Source organism: Caballeronia sp. BCC1704 (genome assembly GCF_902833455.1).
GTDB lineage: Bacteria > Pseudomonadota > Gammaproteobacteria > Burkholderiales > Burkholderiaceae > Caballeronia.
On record NZ_CADFFT010000004.1, the window covers coordinates 42,499 to 61,178 of the forward strand.

Here is an 18,680-nt window from a genome sequence, read left to right on the forward strand (position 1 = left end):
ACAATTGAGACGGACACGCAATTGACGAAAAAGAAAGAATTTTAGGAATTCAGGGCTGCCGCCAGTAGCTTTCGTGTGTATTCGTCCGAAGGATTCGCAAAAATCTTCTCTACTTCACCAGCCTCGACGACATTTCCATCTCGCATGACCGCGACGCGATGCGCCATCGCGCCGATCACCTGTAAGTCGTGGCTAATAAACACATATCCCAGGTTGTGCTTCTTCTGAATGTCGGCAAGCAGCGCCAGAACTTGAGTCTGGATTGAGACATCGAGCGCGCTCGTCGGTTCGTCGAGAATGAGAATGCTCGGTTCCAGCACGAGCGCGCGCGCAATCGCGATGCGCTGCCGCTGCCCGCCCGAGAACTCGTGCGGGTAGCGCGTGAGCGCCGTGCGGTCCAGCCCGACTTCGCGCAGCACGGCAATCACCTTGGCGCGGCGCGCGGCGGCATCCAGTTCAGGTCGATGCAGCGCCAGCCCTTCGCCGACGATGCGCTCCACCGTCTGGCGCGGCGAAAGCGAGCTAAACGGGTCCTGAAACACGACTTGCAGATTCGAGCGCAGCACGGTCTTTTCGCGTCCGCGAAAATCGCCGAGCGCCCTGCCCTGAAACTGCACGCTTCCATGCGAGATGCGCTGCAAGCCGAGCAGCGCCATCGCGAGCGTCGATTTTCCGGATCCGGATTCCCCGACGATGCCGAGCGTTTCGCCCTGCCGCACGGAGAGCGTCACGTCGTCGACGGCCTTGAAGCGGCCGCGCCGGAACCATCCCTGAAATCCCGGGAGCCGCGTCGGATAGTCGACGCGCACGTCTTTGGCATCGAGCAGCACGGGCGCGATCGGCAGCACCGGCAGCACGCGCCGCTCCGGACGGCTGTTCAGCAGGCGCTCTGTGTACGGGTGTTGCGGCGACTCGAAAATCGTATCGACCGCGCCGCTTTCGACGAGCACGCCCTTTTCCATCACCGCGACGCGCTCTGCAAAACGCCGCACCAGATTCAGATCGTGCGTGATGAGCAGCACGGCCATGCCGCGCTTCTCGGCCTCGTCGCGCTGAAGTTCCAGCAACAGTTCGACGATCTGCGCGCGAATGGTCACGTCGAGCGCGGTCGTCGGCTCGTCGGCGAGCAAGAGACGCGGGCGGCACGCGAGCGCCATCGCGATCATCACGCGCTGGCGCTGGCCGCCTGAAAGCTGATGCGGATAACTGTCGACGCGCCGCTCCGGCTCCGTGATGCCCGTGCGCGCCAGCAGCGCGATGGCGCGCTCGCGGGCCTCGCGCGGACTCGCGCCGTCGTGAAGCTGAATCGTCTCGCCGATCTGATCGCCGACCGTGTACAGCGGATTGAGCGCGGTCATCGGCTCCTGAAAGATCATCGCGATGTCCGAGCCGCGCAGGCCACGCATCTCGCGTTCGCTTTTCGCGAGCAGGTCTTCACCGGCGAAGCGGATCGCGCCCGTCATTTCGGCATCGCGCAAAAGACGCAGCACCGACAACGCCGTCACGCTCTTGCCCGAGCCCGACTCGCCGACGAGCGCCACGCGCTCGCCCGCGCGGACGTCGAGACTCACGCCATCGACGGCGAGCGTGTCGCCGAAGCGCACGCGCAGATTGTCGATCGACAAGAGCGGCGCGCTCATTGACCGCCTCCGGCTTTCACCGCATCCGCGATGCGCGTGTCGAGCGCATTGCGCAGCGCATCGCCCATGAAGGTGAGCAAGAGCAGCGTCGCGACGAGCACGCCGAACGTCGAAACCGAAATCCACCACGCGTCGAGATTGGCCTTGCCCTGCGCAAGCAGTTCGCCGAGCGACGGCGTCGGCGGCGGCACGCCGAGCCCGAGAAAGTCGAGGCTCGTCAGCGCGAGAATCGCCCCGCTCATGCGAAACGGCAGGAATGTGATGACGGGCGTCAGGCTATTGGGCAGCACATGCCGCCAGATGATCTGCCAGTTGGACAAGCCCATCGCGCGGGCGGCGCGCACGTAGTCCTGCGTGCGGTTGCGCAGAAACTCCGCGCGCACGTAATCCGACAGGCCGATCCAGCCGAAAAGCGACAGCAGCACGATGAGCAGGATCAGACTCGGCTCGAAGATGGACGCGAAGATGATGAGCAGATAAAGCTCCGGCAACGCGCTCCAGATTTCGATCAGCCGCTGCCCGGTGATGTCGATGCGTCCGCCGAAATAGCCCTGCACCGCGCCCGCGACCACGCCGAGCGCGGTGCCGATGGCCGTCAGCACGAGCGCGAACAGCACTGACACGCGAAAGCCGTAGAGAAGCCGCGCGAACACGTCGCGACCGCGGTCGTCCGTGCCGAGCCAGTTTTCGCGCGACGGCGGCGCCGGGTTCGAGCCCTTCGAAAAGTAATTGAGCGTGTCGTAGTAATAGTGATTCGGCGGATAGATCGCGAAGTTGCCCGGCGCGTTAAAGCGATCGCGCACGAACGGATCGAGATAATCCGCGGGCGTCGGGAAGTCCCCGCCGAAGGTCGTCTCCGCGTAATTCTTCACGAGCGGAAAGTAGAACTGCCCCTGATAGCGCACGACGAGCGGCTTGTCGTTCGACCACAGCGGCCCCGCGAGGCTGATGACGAACGCCGCGACGAATACGACGAGGCTCCAGTAACCCAGCCGGTTGCGTTTGAAACGCTGCCACACGCGCCGCCCGGGCGTCATCGATACTTCGGGGCGCAGCGGCTGGCCGTCTGTTGCGGTCGCGGCGCGGCGCGACGATGCGGCTCGGTTCAAGTCAACGCTCCAGTTGCTCGAATTGAATGCGCGGATCGACCCATACGTAGCAAAGGTCCGAGATGAGCTTCGTCGCGAGGCCGATCAGCGTGAAGAGATACAGCGTGCCGAGCACGACGGGATAGTCGCGCCGCACGACCGATTCGTACGAAAGCAGCCCGAGGCCGTCGAGCGAAAAAAGCGTCTCGATCAGCAGGCTGCCCGTGAAGAACGCGCCGATGAACGCCGCCGGAAAACCGACGATCAGCGGCAAGAGCGCATTGCGGAACACGTGCTTCCAAAGCACGCGCCGCTCGCTCAGGCCCTTCGCGCGCGCGGTGAGCACGTATTGCTTGCGGATTTCGTCGAGGAACGCGTTCTTCGTGAGCATCGTGACGATGGCAAAACTCCCGACCACCGACGCCACCACGGGCAATGTGATGTGCCACAGATAATCGAGAATCTTCCCGCCGAGCGAGAGCGTCGCCCAGTTGTCCGAAGTCAGGTTGCGCAACGGGAAGAGTTGCCAGAACGTTCCCCCGCCGAACAGCACGAGCAGCAGCACGCCCAGCACGAAGCCGGGAATCGCAAAGCCGATCAGGACGATGAGACTCGTCGCGACATCGAACTTCGAGCCGTTCTTCACGGCCTTCGCGATGCCGAGCGGCACGGATATCAGATACGTGATGAAGAACGTCCATAAGCCGATGCTGATGGACACCGGCAGCTTCGACACGATGAGCGACCACACGCTCTGATGCCGGAAGTAGCTCTCGCCGAGATCGAAGCGCGCGAACTTGCCGAGCATCAGGAGATAACGCTGGAGCGGCGGCTTGTCGAAGCCGTACAGCGCCTTGAGTTGCGCGATCTGCTGCGCATCGACGCCGGTGTGCGAGCGCATGCCGAACGCCGCGCCGCCTTCCGCGTTGCCGCGCCGCAGGTCGTGAACGGCCTGCTCGACTGGACCGCCCGGCACGAACTGAATCACGACGAAGGTCAGCGTGAGCACGCCGACGAGCGTCGGGATCATCAACAGAATGCGTTTGAGGATGTAGCTCCACATCGCGTCGTCCTTATTTAGATACCGCCGCGGGCTTCTGCCACCACGTCGAGAGCACCCATTCGTCCGCGACGTAATAGAGCGGCAGCGTCGACGGATAGCCGAGCGTGTTGCGGTACGCGACCCGATGCGTCGCCGAGTACCAGTGCGGAATCACGTAGTAGCCGTTCATCAGCACGCGGTCGAGCGCGTGCGTGGCATCGACGAGCTGATCGCGCGTCTGCGCGGACACGACCTTGCGCAAAATCGCGTCGATGGCCGGCGACTTCACGCCCGCGAGGTTATCCGAGCCCTGCTCGTCCGCGTACTTGCTGCCGAAGCGCGACACCTGCTCGGTGCCGGGCACCTGCACGTCGGGCAGACGCACGCTCGTCATGTCGAAGTCGAACGCATCGAGGCGCTTCTGGATCAGCGCGTAATCGACCGTGCGAAAGTTCATCGTGATGCCGAGCTTCTGCAGGTTGCGCCCGAACGCGGCCGCGACCGGCTCCATCGACGCGCCGCCGCCCGTGTCGTCGAGTATCTCGAACACGAACGGCTGGCCCTTCGCATTGCGCAGCGCGCCGTCGCGATACGTCCAGCCGGCTTGCGCCAGCAACTCGCGCGCCTTGATGAGATTCGCGCGCAGCGAGCCGGGCGGATCGGTGTCGGGCTGCTTCGGCATCTCGCCGAAGACCGCGGGATCGAGCTTGTTGCGCAGCGGGTTCAGGATCGCGAGCTCGCCTTCGCTCGGCATGCCTTTCGCCTGCAGGTCCGTGTTGACGAAGAAGCTGTCCGTGCGCTTGTACTGGTTGAAGAACAGTTGCCGGTTGAGCCACTCGAAGTCGAGCGCGAGATCGAGCGCCTGCCGCACGCGCACGTCCTTGAAAAGCGGCCGGCGCAGGTTCATGAAGAAGCCCTGCATGCCGGTGCCGTTGTGATGCGGAAACTCGCGCTTGATGAGCTCGCCGCTGTCGAAGCGCTTGCCGATATCGCGCCGGACCCAGCTTCGCGCGACATTTTCGACGAGCACGTCGTACTCGCCGGCCTTGAACGCTTCGAGCCGCGCGGTGGCGTCCGAATACAGCTTGTAGTCGATGCGCGCGAAGTTGTGCGTGCCGACGCGCACCGGCAGCGACGCGCCCCAGTAATGCGGATCGCGCTTGTAGGTGATCGTGCGGCCGTTGTCGAACGAGTCGATCTGGTAATCGCCGCTCGCGATCGGCTTTTCGAACGCGAGCTGATCGAACGGAATGCGCGTGCCGTCGGGCCGCATGCCCCATTTGCGCGAGAACACCGGAATGCCGCCCGCGAGCAGCGGCATTTCGCGCGTCGCCACTTTGTATTCGAAGCGGATCGTCAGCCGATCGACGACCACCGCCCGCGTGATCTGCCCGAAGTACACCGAAAATTGCGGCGCGGCCTTCGGACTCTTCAGCGTCTCGAAGGAGAACTTGACGTCTTCGGCCGTGACCGGATCGCCGTTATTGAACCGCGCTTTCGGGTTGATGTGGAAGGTCGTCGACAATCCGTCCGGCGCCACGTCGATATTGTCCGCGAGCAGGCAATAGGCGCTCGCCACTTCGTCCGAGCTTCCTGTCGTCAGGCTTTCGAACATGAGCCCGAGGCCCGGCGCGGGATTGCCTCTCAGCGTGAACGGATTGAACTTGTCGAAGCTCGTCAGGCGGCTCGGATTGGCGAGCACCAGCGTGCCGTCGCGCGGCGCGTCGGGATTCACGTAATCGAAGTGCTTGAAGTCCGGCGGATACTTCGGCTCGCCGTACTGCGCGTACGCGTGCGCGGCGAACGCCGGGCTGCCCGCGAAGAAGGCGATGCAGGCCGTGCAGGCGGCGAGCATGAGCGCGAAGCGCTCGCCCCGCGCGGGCGGTGATGCGAACGGCAGGCGGGACGTCGACAGCCCGGTCATAGGCTCCTTGCGAGATGAGTGAATGGCCCGGCGCTCACGCAATGCGAGACGCAGGACCCGGGCGGAAGCGGCCGGACGGCTCTGGCGATGTGAGAGAATTCTACCCAATCAAAACGCCATGCGGTTTGGCGCACGGAAGGCGTCTTTTTCGATGCCCTGTCGTCCCGCCGAACCGATGCGCGCCGCACCCGACGCGAAGCCCGCAATCGAGACGCCTTGCGAGCCTCGCGTGACATTGACATTCAAGGAGCATTCATGGGCTTTCTCGCTGGAAAACGAATTCTGCTGACCGGCTTGCTGTCGAACCGCTCGATCGCTTACGGTATCGCACAGGCCTGCAAGCGCGAGGGCGCGGAACTGGCGTTCACGTATGTCGGCGAGCGCTTCAAGGACCGCATCACCGAATTTGCAACCGAATTCGGCAGCGACATGATCTACCCGTGCGATGTGAGCAGCGACGCCGACATCGAAGCGCTCTTCTCCTCGCTCAAGGAACGCTGGGATACGCTCGACGGCCTCGTGCATTCCATCGGCTTCGCGCCGCGCGAGGCGATTGCCGGCGACTTCCTCGAAGGCATGACGCGCGAGAACTTCCGCATCGCGCACGACATCTCCGCGTACAGCTTCCCGGCGCTCGCCAAGGCCGCGCACTCTATGCTCTCGGACAGCGCGTCGTTGCTCACGCTCAGCTATCTCGGCGCGGAACGCGCGATTCCGAACTACAACACGATGGGTCTCGCGAAGGCGTCGCTGGAAGCGAGCGTGCGTTATATTGCGGCATCGCTCGGCCAGAAAGGCGTGCGCGTGAACGGCATCTCGGCCGGCCCCATCAAGACGCTCGCGGCGAGCGGCATCAAGGGCTTCAGCAAGATTCTCGATTTCGTGGAAGACAACGCGCCGCTCAAGCGCAACGTGACGATCGAGCAGGTCGGCAACGTCGCCGCGTTCCTGCTGTCGGATCTGGCGGGCGGCGTGAGCGCGGAGATCGTGCATGTCGATGCCGGTTTCCACGCGGTCGTCGGCGGCATGGCGGGCATCGGCGAGTAAGCGCGCTCGCGGCATTGCTTCAGATAGGGGGCTGTTCCTTTGCGGAACGGCCCCTTTGTCGTTTGGCGGCAGTCGAGCGAGATCAACGGTGACCGTGACCGTGGCCGTGGCCATTTCCGTGGCCGTGATCGTGACCGTTCCCGTGTCTGTGCTCGTATCCATGGCCGTAGCCGTGATAGCGATTCCAGTCGCCGCGGCTCCAGTAGCGTCATCCGTCCCAGTACCGGTTGCCGTGCCAGCCGATCACCACCGGCGGCGCATACATCGGCGCGGGCTGGTAGATGACCGGCGGCGGTGGCGGCGCGTAAACCGGCGTGGGCGCGACATAGACGGGCGCCGGGACGCCGATATTCACGCCGACGTGCACGTCCGCCGCTTGCGCGGAGCTGCCCGCCGCCCATGCCGCGACGCTCAGCGCGGCTGCGAGCAAATGCCTCGTAGGTTTCATGGCTCTGATCCTCGTTTTCTCGTTGTTGGCTTGCCACGAAATATAACGGAATGCTTTCAGCCGGATATTTCCGGTTTGTAAGTTCGTGCGCCTTTCGACGTTAAGTCAGAGGAAAGCTTACGTTTGGTTACATCGCGGAGCCGCAAAACAAAAAGCCACCCGCATTCGCGTGGTGGCTTTCTGAGCCGAAGCTATCGAGCGATTCGCGGCTCAATGCCAGCCGTGACGCCCGTGGTCTCCGTGACCGTGTTCCTCGTGGCCATACGCGTGGCCGCGTCCGTGATACCGATACCAGTCGTCGCGATCCCAATAGCGACGGCCGTCCCAGTACCGATCGCCGTGCCAGCCGATCACGACGGCCGGCTGCGCATAGACCGGCGGCGGCGGCGCATACACGACGGGCGGCGGAGGCGGCGCATACACCGGCGCCGGCGCGACGTAGACCGGCGCGGGCACCCCGATGTTCACGCCCACCGACACTCCCGCCATTGCCGCGCCCGACACCGTCAAGCCGCCGAGCACGAGCGCGTACGCCACGGAAGCCTTCGAAACCTTGTTCATGTGAAGCCCACCTCGATGGGATGTTTGTTGTGTTGAATCGACTATATCGAACGATTTGCCAGACAGTTGTTCGAGTTCGTAACCTCGCGTTACCAGCCGGTCGCCGCTTCTTCCGGGCGAGATGCTGACGAGGAGTCAAGCCCTGGCGCTTGCCGCTACCCGCGCCAAAACGAACGGCGGCCCACGCAGGGCCGCCGCGATAGTACCGCATGTCATACCAATCAGTTGGGCAGTTCCTGGCCCTTCGTTTCCGGCGCGAACGGAATGACCGCGAGGCCGATCAAAAACGCAATGCCCGTGAGCGCGATCGGCACGCCGAGCGTCTTCATGTTCAGCACCATCGCGCCGATGCCGAAGTTCACGATCGCGCCGAAGAAACGCCCGATCGACGTGCAGAACGCGAACGCCGTCGCCCGCACGCGGGTCTCGAACTGCTCGGGGAGCCAGAGGCTGAAGAGCGCGAAGTTGCCGCCGAAGAAGCCGAGCACGAACAGAAGCGCGATGAACGGCACGAGCCCGTTGTTCAAATAGAACGCCCAGCCGAACGACAGCGCGATGGACGCCGCCATGCCGACGAAGTACACCGCGAGCGTCTTGCGGCGGCCGATGCGCTCGGCCATCGGCGGCAGCGCGAGACAGCCGATGATCGTGCCGATGGACAAGAGCCCCGTCGCGATCGACGCCATGCGCGCAGCTTCGGGCTTGGTCATGCCGGCGCGCGTCGCGAGCTGGATGACCGCCGACGGTTCATACACCGCGCCGGCCCAGAGCCCGATGATCGCCACCGTGAGCAGCACGGCCGCGACGATGGTCCGCTTGCGATACTGCGCCGAAAAAATGGCGCGCAGCGGACTTTGATGCTTGACCGCGGGCGCCGCCGTGGCTTCGGCGCGCTCCCACTTGTCGGTTTCCTTGACGCGCGTCAGCACGAGAATCGACACGACGACCGGAAACAGCCCGACGAGAAACATCGCGCGCCAGCCGAACGCCGCGCCGATGGTGTAATTCAGCGCCGCCGCGAGGAAGAAGCCCGCGTAGTAGCCGGTTTGCAGATAGCCCGCGCCCATTTTGCGGCGGTCTTCCGGCCACGCTTCCGCGACGTACGTTCCGGCGAGCGCCCACTCCCCGCCTATGCCCACGCCCGCGAAGAAGCGATAGATGCCGAGCGCCCAGACCGTGTGCGCGGTGGCAGCCAGCCCGGTGAAGATGGCGAACGTGAAGATGGTCGCCGCAAGCACCTTCGTGCGCCCGAAGCGGTCCGCGAGCGGCCCCCAGATGAACGACAGTCCCCATCCGACCAGAAACAGCGCGAAAAGAATCGATCCGGCGAGACCGACGTTCGCGGGCGTCGCGGCATAGCCGGAGCGCGGCAGCAGTTCGGTCAGCGCCGGCGCGAGCACGAGCGCGTAGATGAACGAGTCCATCCCGTCGAGCGTCCAGCCCGCCCATGCGCCCCAGAAGCCGGTGATTTGCGAACGGTTGAGCGGTGTCCTCGTGGCGCGCGTGGCGCTGATCGGTCGATCTAGCGTGCTAGGCATGGCGTGTCTCTCCTTTCTCTGCGAGTCGGCAACTGACGGGAAATTCGACGCGCGTGTTATTGGTTCGAGTGTCGGCGTCTAGGGAAAGCACCGGGGGTTCCGTGTGCGGTTTTATATATAATATTTGAACAACAGGACGCGACAACTCCGCACTTTCACCTAGCAGCCATGTCGACAAATCTCTCTTCACAAGCGGCTTCGTTTCGCGACGCGCAGTTCGAGCCGCGCCAGAGCACGTCGCGCTTCATCGCGGATGCATTGCGCGCCGCCATCGTCGAAGGCTCGCTCACGCCCGGCGAGCCGCTGCGTCAGGATGCGATCGCACGGCAATTCTCGGTGAGCGCGATACCCGTGCGCGAAGCCTTCCGGCAACTGGAAAGCGAAGGCTGGGTAAAGATCGAGCCGAATCGCGGCGCGGCCGTCAGCCCGCAATCGGCGGACGAAGCGCGCGAGATCTACGAGATCCGCGCATCGCTCGAAAGTCTCGCCATCGGCATCGCCATCGCGCACCACACGCCGGAAACGCTCGCGGAATGCAAACGCCTGCTCGAAGCCGCCGAGAACGAGCCGGACCCCGCGCTGTATGTCATGCGCAACGAGCAGTTCCATACGAGCCTGTACGCGCCGGCGAATCGTCCGCATCTGATGGAACTGATCGGCCAGATGCACCGGCGCGGCGAGCGGTATCTGCGCCTGAAACTCGGCTTGCCGATCCACAAGGATTCCTCCGATGCCGAGCACCGCGCGATCTTCGATGCGCTCGCCGCGCGCGAGATCGAAGCGGCGCAGACGCTCGTCGCACGTCACTTGCTCGCGACGGGCGAGCTGATCCACCGCTTTCTCGCCGATGCACAGGCGCTCGCTGCATCGAAAGAGGTGAAAAACAAGCGCCGCGCGCGCTCTTCCGCCGCTCAATCCTCACGAACGTCTTCCCGACAGGCCGACCGATGAATTCGTCCCCTTCCGCCGATGCCCTCACGCCATCCCGAAGCTGGAACACGCGCGCCCAGGAAAAAGCGCGCCGCCTGAAGCTGATCGAGCCGTGGCTCGACGGTCCGGTGCTCGACACCGAACGCATCGTGGACGCGCTGCATGCGCTAATCGTCACGGGCGACCGCGTCGCGCTCGAAGGGAACAACCAGAAGCAGGCGGATTTTCTGTCGCGCGCCTTCGCGCGGCTCGATCCCGAGCGCGTGCACGACGTGCATCTGCTGATTTCGAGCATCAGCCGGCCCGAGCATCTGACGCTTTTCGAACAGGGCATCGCGCGCAAGGTCGATTTCGCCTATGCCGGTCCGCAGAGCCTGCGCGTCGCGCAACTGCTGGAAGACGGGCTGCTCGAGATCGGCGCCATTTATACGTACATCGAACTGTACGCGCGCATGTTCATCGATCTGACGCCGAACGTCGCGCTCGTCTGCGCGGAAAAGGCGGACCGCCACGGCAACCTGTACACCGGCGCGAACACCGAGGACACGCCGACCATCGTGGAAGCGGCCGCGTTCCGGCATGGCATCGTGATCGCGCAGGTCAACGAGATCGTCGACGAACTGCCGCGCGTCGATATTCCCGGCTCGTGGGTCGATGTGATCGTGAAGGCGGACCGGCCGTTCGCCGTCGAGCCGCTTTTCACGCGCGATCCGCGCCACATCGGCGAGCTGCAAATCCTGATGGCGATGATGACCATTCGCGGGATCTACGCGCGCTACGGCGTCACGTCGCTGAACCACGGCATCGGCTTCGACACGGCGGCGATCGAACTGCTTCTGCCGACCTACGGCGAATCGCTCGGCCTGAAGGGCAAGATTTGCACGCACTGGGCGCTCAATCCGCATCCGACGCTCATTCCCGCCATCGAAAGCGGCTGGGTCGAGAGCGTGCACTGCTTCGGCAGCGAAGTGGGCATGGAGAAGTACATCGCGGCGCGCCCGGACGTGTTCTTCACCGGGCGCGACGGCAGCCTGCGCTCGAATCGCGTGTTCTGCCAGCTTGCGGGACAGTACGGCGTCGATCTGTTCATCGGCTCGACCTTGCAGATGGACGCGGACGCGAATTCATCGACCGTCACGCTCGGACGGCTCGCGGGCTTCGGCGGCGCGCCGAACATGGGACACGATCCGCGCGGCCGCCGTCATTCGAGCGAAGCGTGGCTCAAGCTCCTGAAAAACGACGGCCCGAATCCGGCCATCGCGCGCGGGCACAAGCTCGTCGTGCAGACCGCCGAGACGTACAAGAAAGGCGGCGAACCGACCATCGTGGATGCGCTCGACGCGATCGCCGTGGGAGAAAAAAGCCGGATGCCGATCGCGCCCGTGATGATCTACGGCGACGACGTCACGCACGTGGTGACCGAAGAAGGCATCGCGTATCTGCACGCGGCCGAAGGCATCGACGAACGGCGCGCGGCGCTCGCCGCCGTCGCGGGCGTGACGCCGATCGGCATGCGCGCCGATGCGAACAAGACGGCCGAGCTGCGGCGGCGCGGCATCGTCGCGTTCCCTGAAGACCTCGGCGTGCGGCGCGGCGACGCGAAACGCTCGCTGCTCGCCGCGCGCAGCATCGACGATCTCGTCGCGTGGTCTGGCGGTCTGTATGCGCCGCCCGCGCGCTTCAGAAGCTGGTGAGCGCGATGACTGCCGCCCTTCCCCTTCTCCGCGATGACGCCTGCCGCAGCGCGCGCGCCGCGTCCGCGCCTGTCATCGCCGCGCTCGCCGTCGATGCGTTGATCGCCGAGGCGCGTCTCACGCCGAAACCCGCGCTCGTCGACGAACGCGGCAGCGGCGCGCATCGCGATCTCGACCTCGACACGATGCTGCGCTCCGCGAGCGCGCTGCATCCGACGTTTCTCGCCATCGCGCGGGCCGCGTCGGGCGTCGCGCCGTCGCAGGCGTTGCGCGAACGGCTCGCGCGCATCGGACGCGAAGGCGAAGCCGCGATGCTGCGCGCGACCGGCGGCAGCAACGCGCATCGCGGCGCGATCTGGATCGTCGGCTTGTTGTGCGCCGGCGCGGCGATGCACGCGCCCGGCGACAGCGAAGCGATCTGCGCGTCGGCGGCTGAAATCGCGCGATACGACGACCGCTTCGCGCCCGCGTCCGCGCAGGCGAGCCACGGCGCGCGCGTGACGGCGCGCTTTCGCGTGGCGGGCGCGCGCGGCGAAGCACGCGAGGGTTTTCCTCACGCGTTGCGAATCGGCTTGCCGACGCTCGCCGATGCGCGCCGCCGCGGTCTCTCCGACACTTACGCGCGGCTCGACGCGCTCGTCGCCATCATCGCCTCGCTCGACGATACGTGTCTCTTGCATCGCGGCGGCAGGCAGGCGCTCGCCATCGCGAAAGACGGCGCGCGGTGCGTGATCGAGCACGGCGGAATGGCGCATGCAGCGGGACGCGCGGCGCTCGCGCGGCTCGACGCTGACTTGCTGGCGCTGAATGCATCGCCGGGCGGCGCGGCCGACCTGCTCGCCGCCACGCTCTTTCTCGACAGCCTCGGGCAATCGTCCTGAGACGCAACCAGAGGAACGAAGATGGAAAACATGCGATACGAATATCCCGCCAAACGGCCCGTCACGCGCCGCGCGCACGTCGGCGTGGTCGGATCGGGCGATCTCGAAGTGCTGCTCACGCCGTCGCAGACGGCCAACGCGGAAGTCGTGATTCGCACGAGCGTCGACGGCTACGAGCATGTCTGGAAAAGCGTGCTCGACCGTTTTTTTCAACGCTACGACGGCGCCGCGAAATTAGAGCTCAACGACTTCGGCGCGACGCCCGGCGTCGTGATGCTGCGCCTTTCAGAAGCCGCTGAAGCCAGCGACGCGCAGGAAAGCGGAGAGGCGCGATGAATGCACACGACACGTTTCTCGCCCGGCACAGCTTCATCGAAATGACGGCGCGCGAGCGCGCCCGGGCCTTGCTCGATGCGGGCACGTACCGCGAACTGCTCGGCCCGTTCGACCGGCTCGAATCGCCGTGGCTCGCGATGCAGAACATCGTCTGCCAGTCCGACGACGGCGCGGTGATCGCGCGCGGCACGCTCGGCAGCGAGCCGGCCGTCATCGCGGCGATCGAGCCGGCGTTTCAGGGCGGCAGCATCGGCGAAGTGTCGGGCGCAAAGATCGCGGCCGCGCTCGAACTCGCGCTCGGCGAATTCGAAGCGGGCCGCGCGATTCGTCCGGTGATCCTCTTCGAAACGGGCGGCGTGCGCTTGCAGGAGGCGAACCTCGGCCTCGCGGCGATCGCGGAGATTCAGGCGGCTATCGTCGCGCTGCGGCGGCACGTGCCGGTGGTCGGCGTGATCGGCGGGATGGTCGGCTGCTTCGGCGGCATGTCGCTGGCTGCGGCCTTGTGCACGGAACTCGTGATGACGCGGCAGGCGCGGCTCGGCATGAACGGGCCGGAAGTGATCGAGCAGGAAGCAGGAATCGAGGAACTCGACGCGGGTGATCGCCGGCTCATCTGGTCGATGATCGGCGGCGAAGAGCGCGTGGCGGTCGGGCTGGCGGATACGCTCGTCGACGACGATACGGCGCAGGTCCGCGACGCGGTGCTTGCTGCGTTCGCGCACGGCGTGCCGGCGCGGCATCGCAGCGAGGACGTGGACGGTTTCGTTGAACGCCTTGCGCGCGTGAATCCCGACGCGATCGATCCCGACACGCTGCGCGCGCTGTGGAACCAGACTGGAGGATCGCAACGATGAGCACGATCAACGCCATGACTTCGCGCGGCGCGTGCTGGCTGGATGCGCTGACGTCGGCACCTGCCGACGCCGAAAGCGGCCCGGTTCGCGCGCGCGACGGCGAACTGAATGGCGCGGCGGCGCGCTTCATCGCCGTGGTGCCCGACCCGCACAACCGCTTCCCTCGCGCGACCGACAACGTGGTCGGACTCGAACAGGGCTGGCTGCTCGCCCGCGCGGTGCGCGAGGTGATCGACGCCGACCGCGACGCCGAGTCGAAGCGGCCCATCGTCGCGATCGTCGATGTGAAGAGCCAGGCGTATGGACGGCGCGAGGAGTTGCTCGGCATTCATCTCGCGTGCGCCGCCGCGGTGGATGCCTACGCGAGCGCGCGGCTCGCCGGGCATCCGGTGATCGCGCTGATCGTCGGGCCGGCGATGTCGGGCGCGTATCTCGCGCACGGCTATCAGGCGAACCGGATCGTCGCTCTCGATGCGTCCGGCACGGCGGTGCACGCCATGGGCAAGGAAGCGGCGGCGCGCGTCACGCGGCGCAGCGTCGAGAGCCTCGATGCGCTCGGCGATACCGTCCTGCCGATGTCGTACAAGATGAGCGCGTATGCGAAGCTCGGGTTACTGCACGAATTGATCGAAGGCGTGAATGCGGATGCGCCTTCGCAGGCGGATATCGAGCGCGTGAAGGCATCGCTGGTTGCGGCCGTTGTAGATGCGCGTGGCGGACCGCGCGATTTGTCAAACCGATTGACGTCGGCGGATTCGAAGCGCACGCGGGCGGCGTCGGTGGAAGTGCGACGGCGGATGCGCGAGCAGTGGGAGGGGTGATGCCCGAGGAGTTGGGGCGTTTCGTGCGTTCTGACCGTTGGGCGCGTTCGGCGTGTTCGGCGTGTTCGGCGGGTTCGGCGTGTTCGGCGTGTTCGGCGTGTTCGGCGTGTTCGGCGTGTTCGGCGTGTTCGGCGCATTCGGCGCATTCGGCTCTTTGGGCGTTCTCGGCGCGGTCGGTGCTTGCGGCGCATTGCGCGCGTTCAAGCTGCGCTGTGCGGCGCCCATCCGCTTCACTAGGCGCGTTCGGCACGTCCATGCGGTCCAGTGCGGCAATCGCGGCGCGTTCCGCACGCTCGCGCCGTCCGAGCGACAGCTTCGCTACGCACGGGACGCCTTCGGCGCATCGAGTGCGATACGCGGCTCACGCACGGCGCGGGACTTCCCGCGCGCGCTGCGCCGCTGGGTTTGCATCGCGTGTGCGGATGGCGCAATCGCTCGGACCTATGCTTTTCTGCGCGTCAATGGAAGCACCTTGCCCGCACCGCGCGATGTCGCGATTGTGCGCGGACCCGTCAGCCCGAATCCTCGAGCGCAATCAACGATGCGCGGCGGACGACTCTCCCAGGTCAACAATCGCGCCTCTCGCAAGCCCGGTCTCTCGCTCGGCCTGCCGCGCCGCCCAACCGTCGTATAGGGAGTTGACCGCGCGATGACCCTCCTGCCGCCCGAACCGCGCCCGCACGACTTGCTCGCATTGTCCCCGGCAGCCCCGCCGTTCGCCGACGCCCCCGCGTGGGTCGACGCATCGCTCGCGCGCGCGCCGTTCGTCGTCGTGCGACGCGCGCCGCGCATGGGTAGCGCAATCGCCGTCGGCATACGCGGGGCCACGCGCAGCGAGCGATTCGGCACGTGGGTCGAGGCGCGTGACATCGAGTGCGTGCTGACGCCCGAAGCATTGAGGCTGCGTGAGCCCGCCGCATCGCGCAGAAACATGCCCGCCTTCGCGCTGCTGCGCGCCGTCGCGCCGATCTTCGACGCTTCCGGACTCGCCTGGGGCCCCGCCGGGAGCACGGGCTTCGAACTGGCGAGCGGCCAGCCGACGGTCACGCCAACCAGCGATCTCGACGTCATCGTGCGAGCGCCCGAGCCGCTCTCGCGCGCCGATGCGTCGCGTCTCTTGGATGCGCTCTCGCACGAAGCGCGCTGCGTCGGCACGCGCATCGACGTGCAAATCGAAACCACCGACGCCGCCTTCTCGCTCGCCGAATACGCCGGGCAAAACGTCCGCGTGCTGCTCCGTCACGCGGACGGCCCGAGCCTCGCCGCCGATCCGTGGGCCGTGCCGTGATCGCCTATCTGTTCCCGGGACAAGGCGCGCAGACGCCTGGCTTCCTGCATCGCCTCGGCGGCGAGAAGCCGCATCCGGCTATCGCGCGAACGCTCGCCGAGGCGTCGGCCATTCTCGGCGAAGACGTTCTATCGCTCGATGACGCGAACGCGCTCGCATCGACCGTCGCGGTGCAGATCGCGCTGACCGTCGCGGGCGTGGCGGCCGCGCGGGCGCTGGCCGAAGAAGGCATCGAACCGCACGCGGTCGCGGGCTTGTCCGTGGGCGCTTATGGCGCGGCCGTCGCCTGCGGCGCGATTGCTTTCGACGATGCATTGCGGCTCGTGCGCCTGCGCGCCACGCTCATGCAGGACGCGTATCCGCGCGGCTACGGCATGCTCGCGATACTCGGCCTGAACGAACGCGAGGTCGCGAGCGTGATCGAGAAGGTTCGCGACGAGGCGCGCGCCGATGCCTACCTCGGCAATCTGAATGCGCCGCGGCAAATCGTCGTATCGGGCAGCGATCAATCGCTCGACGCCGTGCGCGAAGCCGCCCTCGCACGCGGCGCGCGCAAGGCGGAGCGGCTCGCGGTGAGCGTGCCGTCGCATTGCGTATTGCTCGACGACGCAGCCGTGCGCCTCGCCGAAGCAGCCGACAAGGTGCGCTTCGTCGCGCCGCGGATCGCGTATGTCGGCAATCGCGGCGCGCGCGCCCTCGTGCGCGCCGATGCGATCCGCGAAGACCTCGCGACCAACCTGCGTTATCCGGTGCGCTGGCACGATTCGACGATCGCACTCGCCGAGCGCGGCGCGAACGTGTTCGTCGAAATGCCGCCCGGCCGCACGCTCACCCAGCTTCTCGCGGAAGCCCTGCCTGATGCACCGGCAATTGCGATGGACGCGTCGCCGGTGTCATCGATTGCGGCGCGCGTGCGCGCGGCATGCCGCCGCGCCGATGCATGAATCTGCGCGGTCTGTCGGCGATTCGTCATTGAGCCGTCAGAAAATAGGAATTGTCGGATAGCTTACGACGCGCTCGCCCGTGAGCATTGCGCTCCATCCGCGAATCGCGCGGATCGATCACAACAACTCATAAGGCAGACCATGAAACACGTACGCATTGCAATTGCAGCCTCCGCGGCATCCGCAGCTTTCGCGCTCGCTTCCTGTGGAAGCGTCGCCAATCTGAGCCCGGACACGCTGCTGCAATCCGGCCAGATGGCCACGCAGGCCTTCACGCTCAGCGACGCCGACGTGCGCCAGCTCTCCGACAAGTCGTGCTCGGAGATGGATGCGCAAAGCAAGATCGCGCCGGCGTCGAGCGCGTACACGCAGCGCCTGAACCGCATCGCGAAGCAGCTCGGCGACAACATCAACGGCGTGCCGGTGAACTACAAGGTATACATCACGAAAGATGTCAATGCGTGGGCGATGGCCAACGGCTGCGTGCGCGTCTATAGCGGCCTAATGGACATGATGAACGACGACGAAGTGCGCGGCGTGGTCGGCCATGAGATGGGCCACGTGGCGCTCGGCCACACGAAGAAGGCGATGCAGGTGGCCTACGCGACGTCGGCGGCGCGCTCGGTGGCGTCGTCGGCGGGCGGCGTGGTCGGCAGCCTGTCGGCATCGCAGCTCGGCGATCTTTCGGAGAAGTTCGTCAACGCGCAGTTCTCGCAGTCGCAGGAAAGCGCCGCCGACGATTATTCGTTCGATATGCAGAAGAAGAAGGGCTACAGCCCGGCGGGGCTCGTTACTGCATTCCAGAAGCTCGCGGCGCTGGATGGCGGGAAGTCGAGCATGCTGAGTTCGCACCCGTCGTCGCCGTCGCGCGCGAAGCATATCGAGGAGAGGCTTGCGGCGAAGTGACGTTGGGGCTGGCGCGGTTGAGCGGGAGCAGGATTGCGCGAGCCACTAAGTGATGAGTCCGCGGTGCCTGGGTCAGATGTGGGTGCTGATGCATCGCACCGCGGGCTTTTTTTCGTTGCTGCGATCGCCGACGTGCGCATGTGCGGCGCATTCGGAACAAATCAGTCAATGCCACACAGCAGCGTAGTAGAACCGATAGAAGCAAACTGTACCTAAAGTCAGTAGCAACACCGCCAACGCCCGCGACGAAGGGTTTTCAGCTCGTTTGAAACCACTGATTGCCCCTTGGACACTAGGTGACGTTAGCTTGTTGCCGTTCCAAAGATCAATATGCCCGCCACTTGCGTTATCCGCGCGCTCTCCGTCGCGCGTCCAGTAGCGTGAAAATTTTCAATGATGCCTGTGCGGCCTGCGGCTAGCCGCCTAGCACGCGCCCCTTCGTGGTGGTCCGGTCACCTTTTGCTACGAGTCGGTCGGTCATGTTGTCCCCGAGGCCGTTCGCTCGACACGCGCGTTATTTCGTTATGCTTGATGTTTGGCCTATGTCTAAGAGCCGAAGGCCGCCATCTGGATTACGTGGCGTTCTAGCATAAGAGTCCATCCGACAATCGCAATGAATCGCCAGCAACGAAGCCGCTAATCGACAAACTTTGACGGCCACAGAATATCGCGTGGGCGGGACGCTGTCGTGTTCTGGGGAATTGGCGCATGCTCGCGTCATATTAACGCGGCAGCCAG

Annotated in this window: 17 protein-coding genes and 2 pseudogenes; 11 read left to right on the top strand and 8 right to left on the bottom strand. The window is 65.5% G+C overall.

Annotated elements, in window-relative coordinates; all coding sequences use genetic code 11:
- Positions 1–41: 41 nt before the first annotated feature.
- From HWX53_RS19915 to HWX53_RS19930, 4 genes are all read right to left on the bottom strand, one after another.
- Entirely contained in the window at positions 42–1,640 is a 1,599-nt protein-coding gene (locus HWX53_RS19915) for an ABC transporter ATP-binding protein (protein ID WP_175944129.1), read from the bottom strand.
- The gene (locus HWX53_RS19920; RefSeq protein ID WP_241269894.1) at positions 1,637–2,677 is read right to left on the bottom strand and encodes an ABC transporter permease; all 1,041 of its coding nucleotides are present in this window, start codon (positions 2,675–2,677) and stop codon (positions 1,637–1,639) included. Before HWX53_RS19920 ends, HWX53_RS19915 begins: the two co-directional genes overlap by 4 nt.
- 73 nt (positions 2,678–2,750) lie before the next feature.
- Positions 2,751–3,791, bottom strand: coding sequence for an ABC transporter permease subunit (locus tag HWX53_RS19925; protein WP_175944131.1), 1,041 nt, complete (start codon positions 3,789–3,791; stop codon positions 2,751–2,753).
- Positions 3,792–3,801: 10 nt separating this feature from the next.
- A complete protein-coding gene (locus HWX53_RS19930) occupies positions 3,802–5,625 on the bottom strand; it encodes an extracellular solute-binding protein (protein WP_244140222.1) in 1,824 nt (607 codons plus the stop codon).
- A 324-nt stretch (positions 5,626–5,949) separates the two neighbouring features.
- Here HWX53_RS19930 and fabI point away from each other — a divergent pair, with 324 nt between their 5' ends.
- Entirely contained in the window at positions 5,950–6,741 is a 792-nt protein-coding gene (gene fabI / locus HWX53_RS19935) for an enoyl-ACP reductase FabI (RefSeq protein ID WP_175944135.1), read from the top strand.
- 211 nt (positions 6,742–6,952) lie between these two features.
- Here fabI and HWX53_RS27755 read toward each other — a convergent pair.
- From HWX53_RS27755 to HWX53_RS19950, 3 genes and pseudogenes are all read right to left on the bottom strand, one after another.
- Positions 6,953–7,189, bottom strand: a pseudogene (locus HWX53_RS27755) (hypothetical protein); the annotation flags it as partial.
- A 210-nt stretch (positions 7,190–7,399) separates the two neighbouring features.
- Entirely contained in the window at positions 7,400–7,750 is a 351-nt protein-coding gene (locus HWX53_RS19945) for a hypothetical protein (RefSeq protein ID WP_175944137.1), read from the bottom strand.
- 221 nt (positions 7,751–7,971) lie between these two features.
- Positions 7,972–9,288: an MFS transporter gene (locus tag HWX53_RS19950; protein ID WP_175944139.1), complete on the bottom strand. Its 1,317-nt coding sequence runs from the start codon at positions 9,286–9,288 to the stop codon at positions 7,972–7,974.
- Between the two features lie 168 nt (positions 9,289–9,456).
- On the opposite strand from HWX53_RS19950, the gene HWX53_RS19955 reads away from it, so the two are divergent.
- From HWX53_RS19955 to HWX53_RS20000, 10 genes are all read left to right on the top strand, one after another.
- Positions 9,457–10,239: a GntR family transcriptional regulator gene (locus tag HWX53_RS19955; protein WP_175944141.1), complete on the top strand. Its 783-nt coding sequence runs from the start codon at positions 9,457–9,459 to the stop codon at positions 10,237–10,239.
- Positions 10,236–11,912, top strand: a complete 1,677-nt coding sequence (gene mdcA, locus HWX53_RS19960; RefSeq protein WP_175944143.1) for a malonate decarboxylase subunit alpha — start codon at positions 10,236–10,238, stop codon at positions 11,910–11,912. The genes HWX53_RS19955 and mdcA overlap by 4 nt, the downstream gene beginning before the upstream one ends.
- A 5-nt stretch (positions 11,913–11,917) precedes the next feature.
- Complete coding sequence (locus HWX53_RS19965; protein ID WP_175944145.1) at positions 11,918–12,793, top strand: triphosphoribosyl-dephospho-CoA synthase; 876 nt, start codon at positions 11,918–11,920, stop codon at positions 12,791–12,793.
- A 21-nt stretch (positions 12,794–12,814) separates the two neighbouring features.
- Positions 12,815–13,129, top strand: a complete 315-nt coding sequence (locus HWX53_RS19970; RefSeq protein ID WP_175944147.1) for a malonate decarboxylase subunit delta — start codon at positions 12,815–12,817, stop codon at positions 13,127–13,129.
- On the top strand, positions 13,126–13,983 hold the full coding sequence (locus HWX53_RS19975) for a biotin-independent malonate decarboxylase subunit beta (protein WP_175944149.1): 858 nt from the start codon (positions 13,126–13,128) through the stop codon (positions 13,981–13,983). The genes HWX53_RS19970 and HWX53_RS19975 overlap by 4 nt, the downstream gene beginning before the upstream one ends.
- Complete coding sequence (gene mdcE / locus HWX53_RS19980; protein WP_175944151.1) at positions 13,980–14,804, top strand: biotin-independent malonate decarboxylase subunit gamma; 825 nt, start codon at positions 13,980–13,982, stop codon at positions 14,802–14,804. Before HWX53_RS19975 ends, mdcE begins: the two co-directional genes overlap by 4 nt.
- A 52-nt stretch (positions 14,805–14,856) precedes the next feature.
- Positions 14,857–15,438 carry a hypothetical protein gene (locus HWX53_RS19985; protein WP_175944153.1) on the top strand — a complete coding sequence of 194 codons (582 nt, stop codon included), beginning with the start codon at positions 14,857–14,859 and terminating at the stop codon, positions 15,436–15,438.
- Between the two features lie 15 nt (positions 15,439–15,453).
- Positions 15,454–16,092, top strand: a complete 639-nt coding sequence (locus HWX53_RS19990; protein WP_175944154.1) for a malonate decarboxylase holo-ACP synthase — start codon at positions 15,454–15,456, stop codon at positions 16,090–16,092.
- Positions 16,089–17,036, top strand: a complete 948-nt coding sequence (gene mdcH / locus HWX53_RS19995) for a malonate decarboxylase subunit epsilon (protein ID WP_175944156.1) — start codon at positions 16,089–16,091, stop codon at positions 17,034–17,036. The genes HWX53_RS19990 and mdcH overlap by 4 nt, the downstream gene beginning before the upstream one ends.
- A gap of 141 nt (positions 17,037–17,177) precedes the next feature.
- Entirely contained in the window at positions 17,178–17,942 is a 765-nt protein-coding gene (locus HWX53_RS20000; RefSeq protein WP_175944158.1) for a M48 family metalloprotease, read from the top strand.
- A gap of 165 nt (positions 17,943–18,107) precedes the next feature.
- On the opposite strand, the pseudogene HWX53_RS27760 reads toward HWX53_RS20000, so the two are convergent.
- Positions 18,108–18,352, bottom strand: a pseudogene (locus HWX53_RS27760) (T6SS effector amidase Tae4 family protein); the annotation flags it as partial.
- Between the last annotated feature and the right edge of the window lie 328 nt (positions 18,353–18,680).

Excerpts from the sequence above, each read along its gene's own strand:
- HWX53_RS19915 (WP_175944129.1), bottom strand. The coding sequence starts at position 1,640 with ATGAGCGCGCCGCTCTTGTCGATCGACAATCTGCGCGTGCGCTTCGGC.
- HWX53_RS19920 (WP_241269894.1), bottom strand. The coding sequence starts at position 2,677 with ATGACGCCCGGGCGGCGCGTGTGGCAGCGTTTCAAACGCAACCGGCTG.
- HWX53_RS19925 (WP_175944131.1), bottom strand. The coding sequence starts at position 3,791 with ATGTGGAGCTACATCCTCAAACGCATTCTGTTGATGATCCCGACGCTC.
- HWX53_RS19930 (WP_244140222.1), bottom strand. The coding sequence starts at position 5,625 with ATGCTCGCCGCCTGCACGGCCTGCATCGCCTTCTTCGCGGGCAGCCCG.
- fabI (WP_175944135.1), top strand. The coding sequence starts at position 5,950 with ATGGGCTTTCTCGCTGGAAAACGAATTCTGCTGACCGGCTTGCTGTCG.
- HWX53_RS19945 (WP_175944137.1), bottom strand. The coding sequence starts at position 7,750 with ATGAACAAGGTTTCGAAGGCTTCCGTGGCGTACGCGCTCGTGCTCGGC.
- HWX53_RS19950 (WP_175944139.1), bottom strand. The coding sequence starts at position 9,288 with ATGCCTAGCACGCTAGATCGACCGATCAGCGCCACGCGCGCCACGAGG.
- HWX53_RS19955 (WP_175944141.1), top strand. The coding sequence starts at position 9,457 with ATGTCGACAAATCTCTCTTCACAAGCGGCTTCGTTTCGCGACGCGCAG.
- mdcA (WP_175944143.1), top strand. The coding sequence starts at position 10,236 with ATGAATTCGTCCCCTTCCGCCGATGCCCTCACGCCATCCCGAAGCTGG.
- HWX53_RS19965 (WP_175944145.1), top strand. The coding sequence starts at position 11,918 with ATGACTGCCGCCCTTCCCCTTCTCCGCGATGACGCCTGCCGCAGCGCG.
- HWX53_RS19970 (WP_175944147.1), top strand. The coding sequence starts at position 12,815 with ATGGAAAACATGCGATACGAATATCCCGCCAAACGGCCCGTCACGCGC.
- HWX53_RS19975 (WP_175944149.1), top strand. The coding sequence starts at position 13,126 with ATGAATGCACACGACACGTTTCTCGCCCGGCACAGCTTCATCGAAATG.
- mdcE (WP_175944151.1), top strand. The coding sequence starts at position 13,980 with ATGAGCACGATCAACGCCATGACTTCGCGCGGCGCGTGCTGGCTGGAT.
- HWX53_RS19990 (WP_175944154.1), top strand. The coding sequence starts at position 15,454 with ATGACCCTCCTGCCGCCCGAACCGCGCCCGCACGACTTGCTCGCATTG.
- HWX53_RS20000 (WP_175944158.1), top strand. The coding sequence starts at position 17,178 with ATGAAACACGTACGCATTGCAATTGCAGCCTCCGCGGCATCCGCAGCT.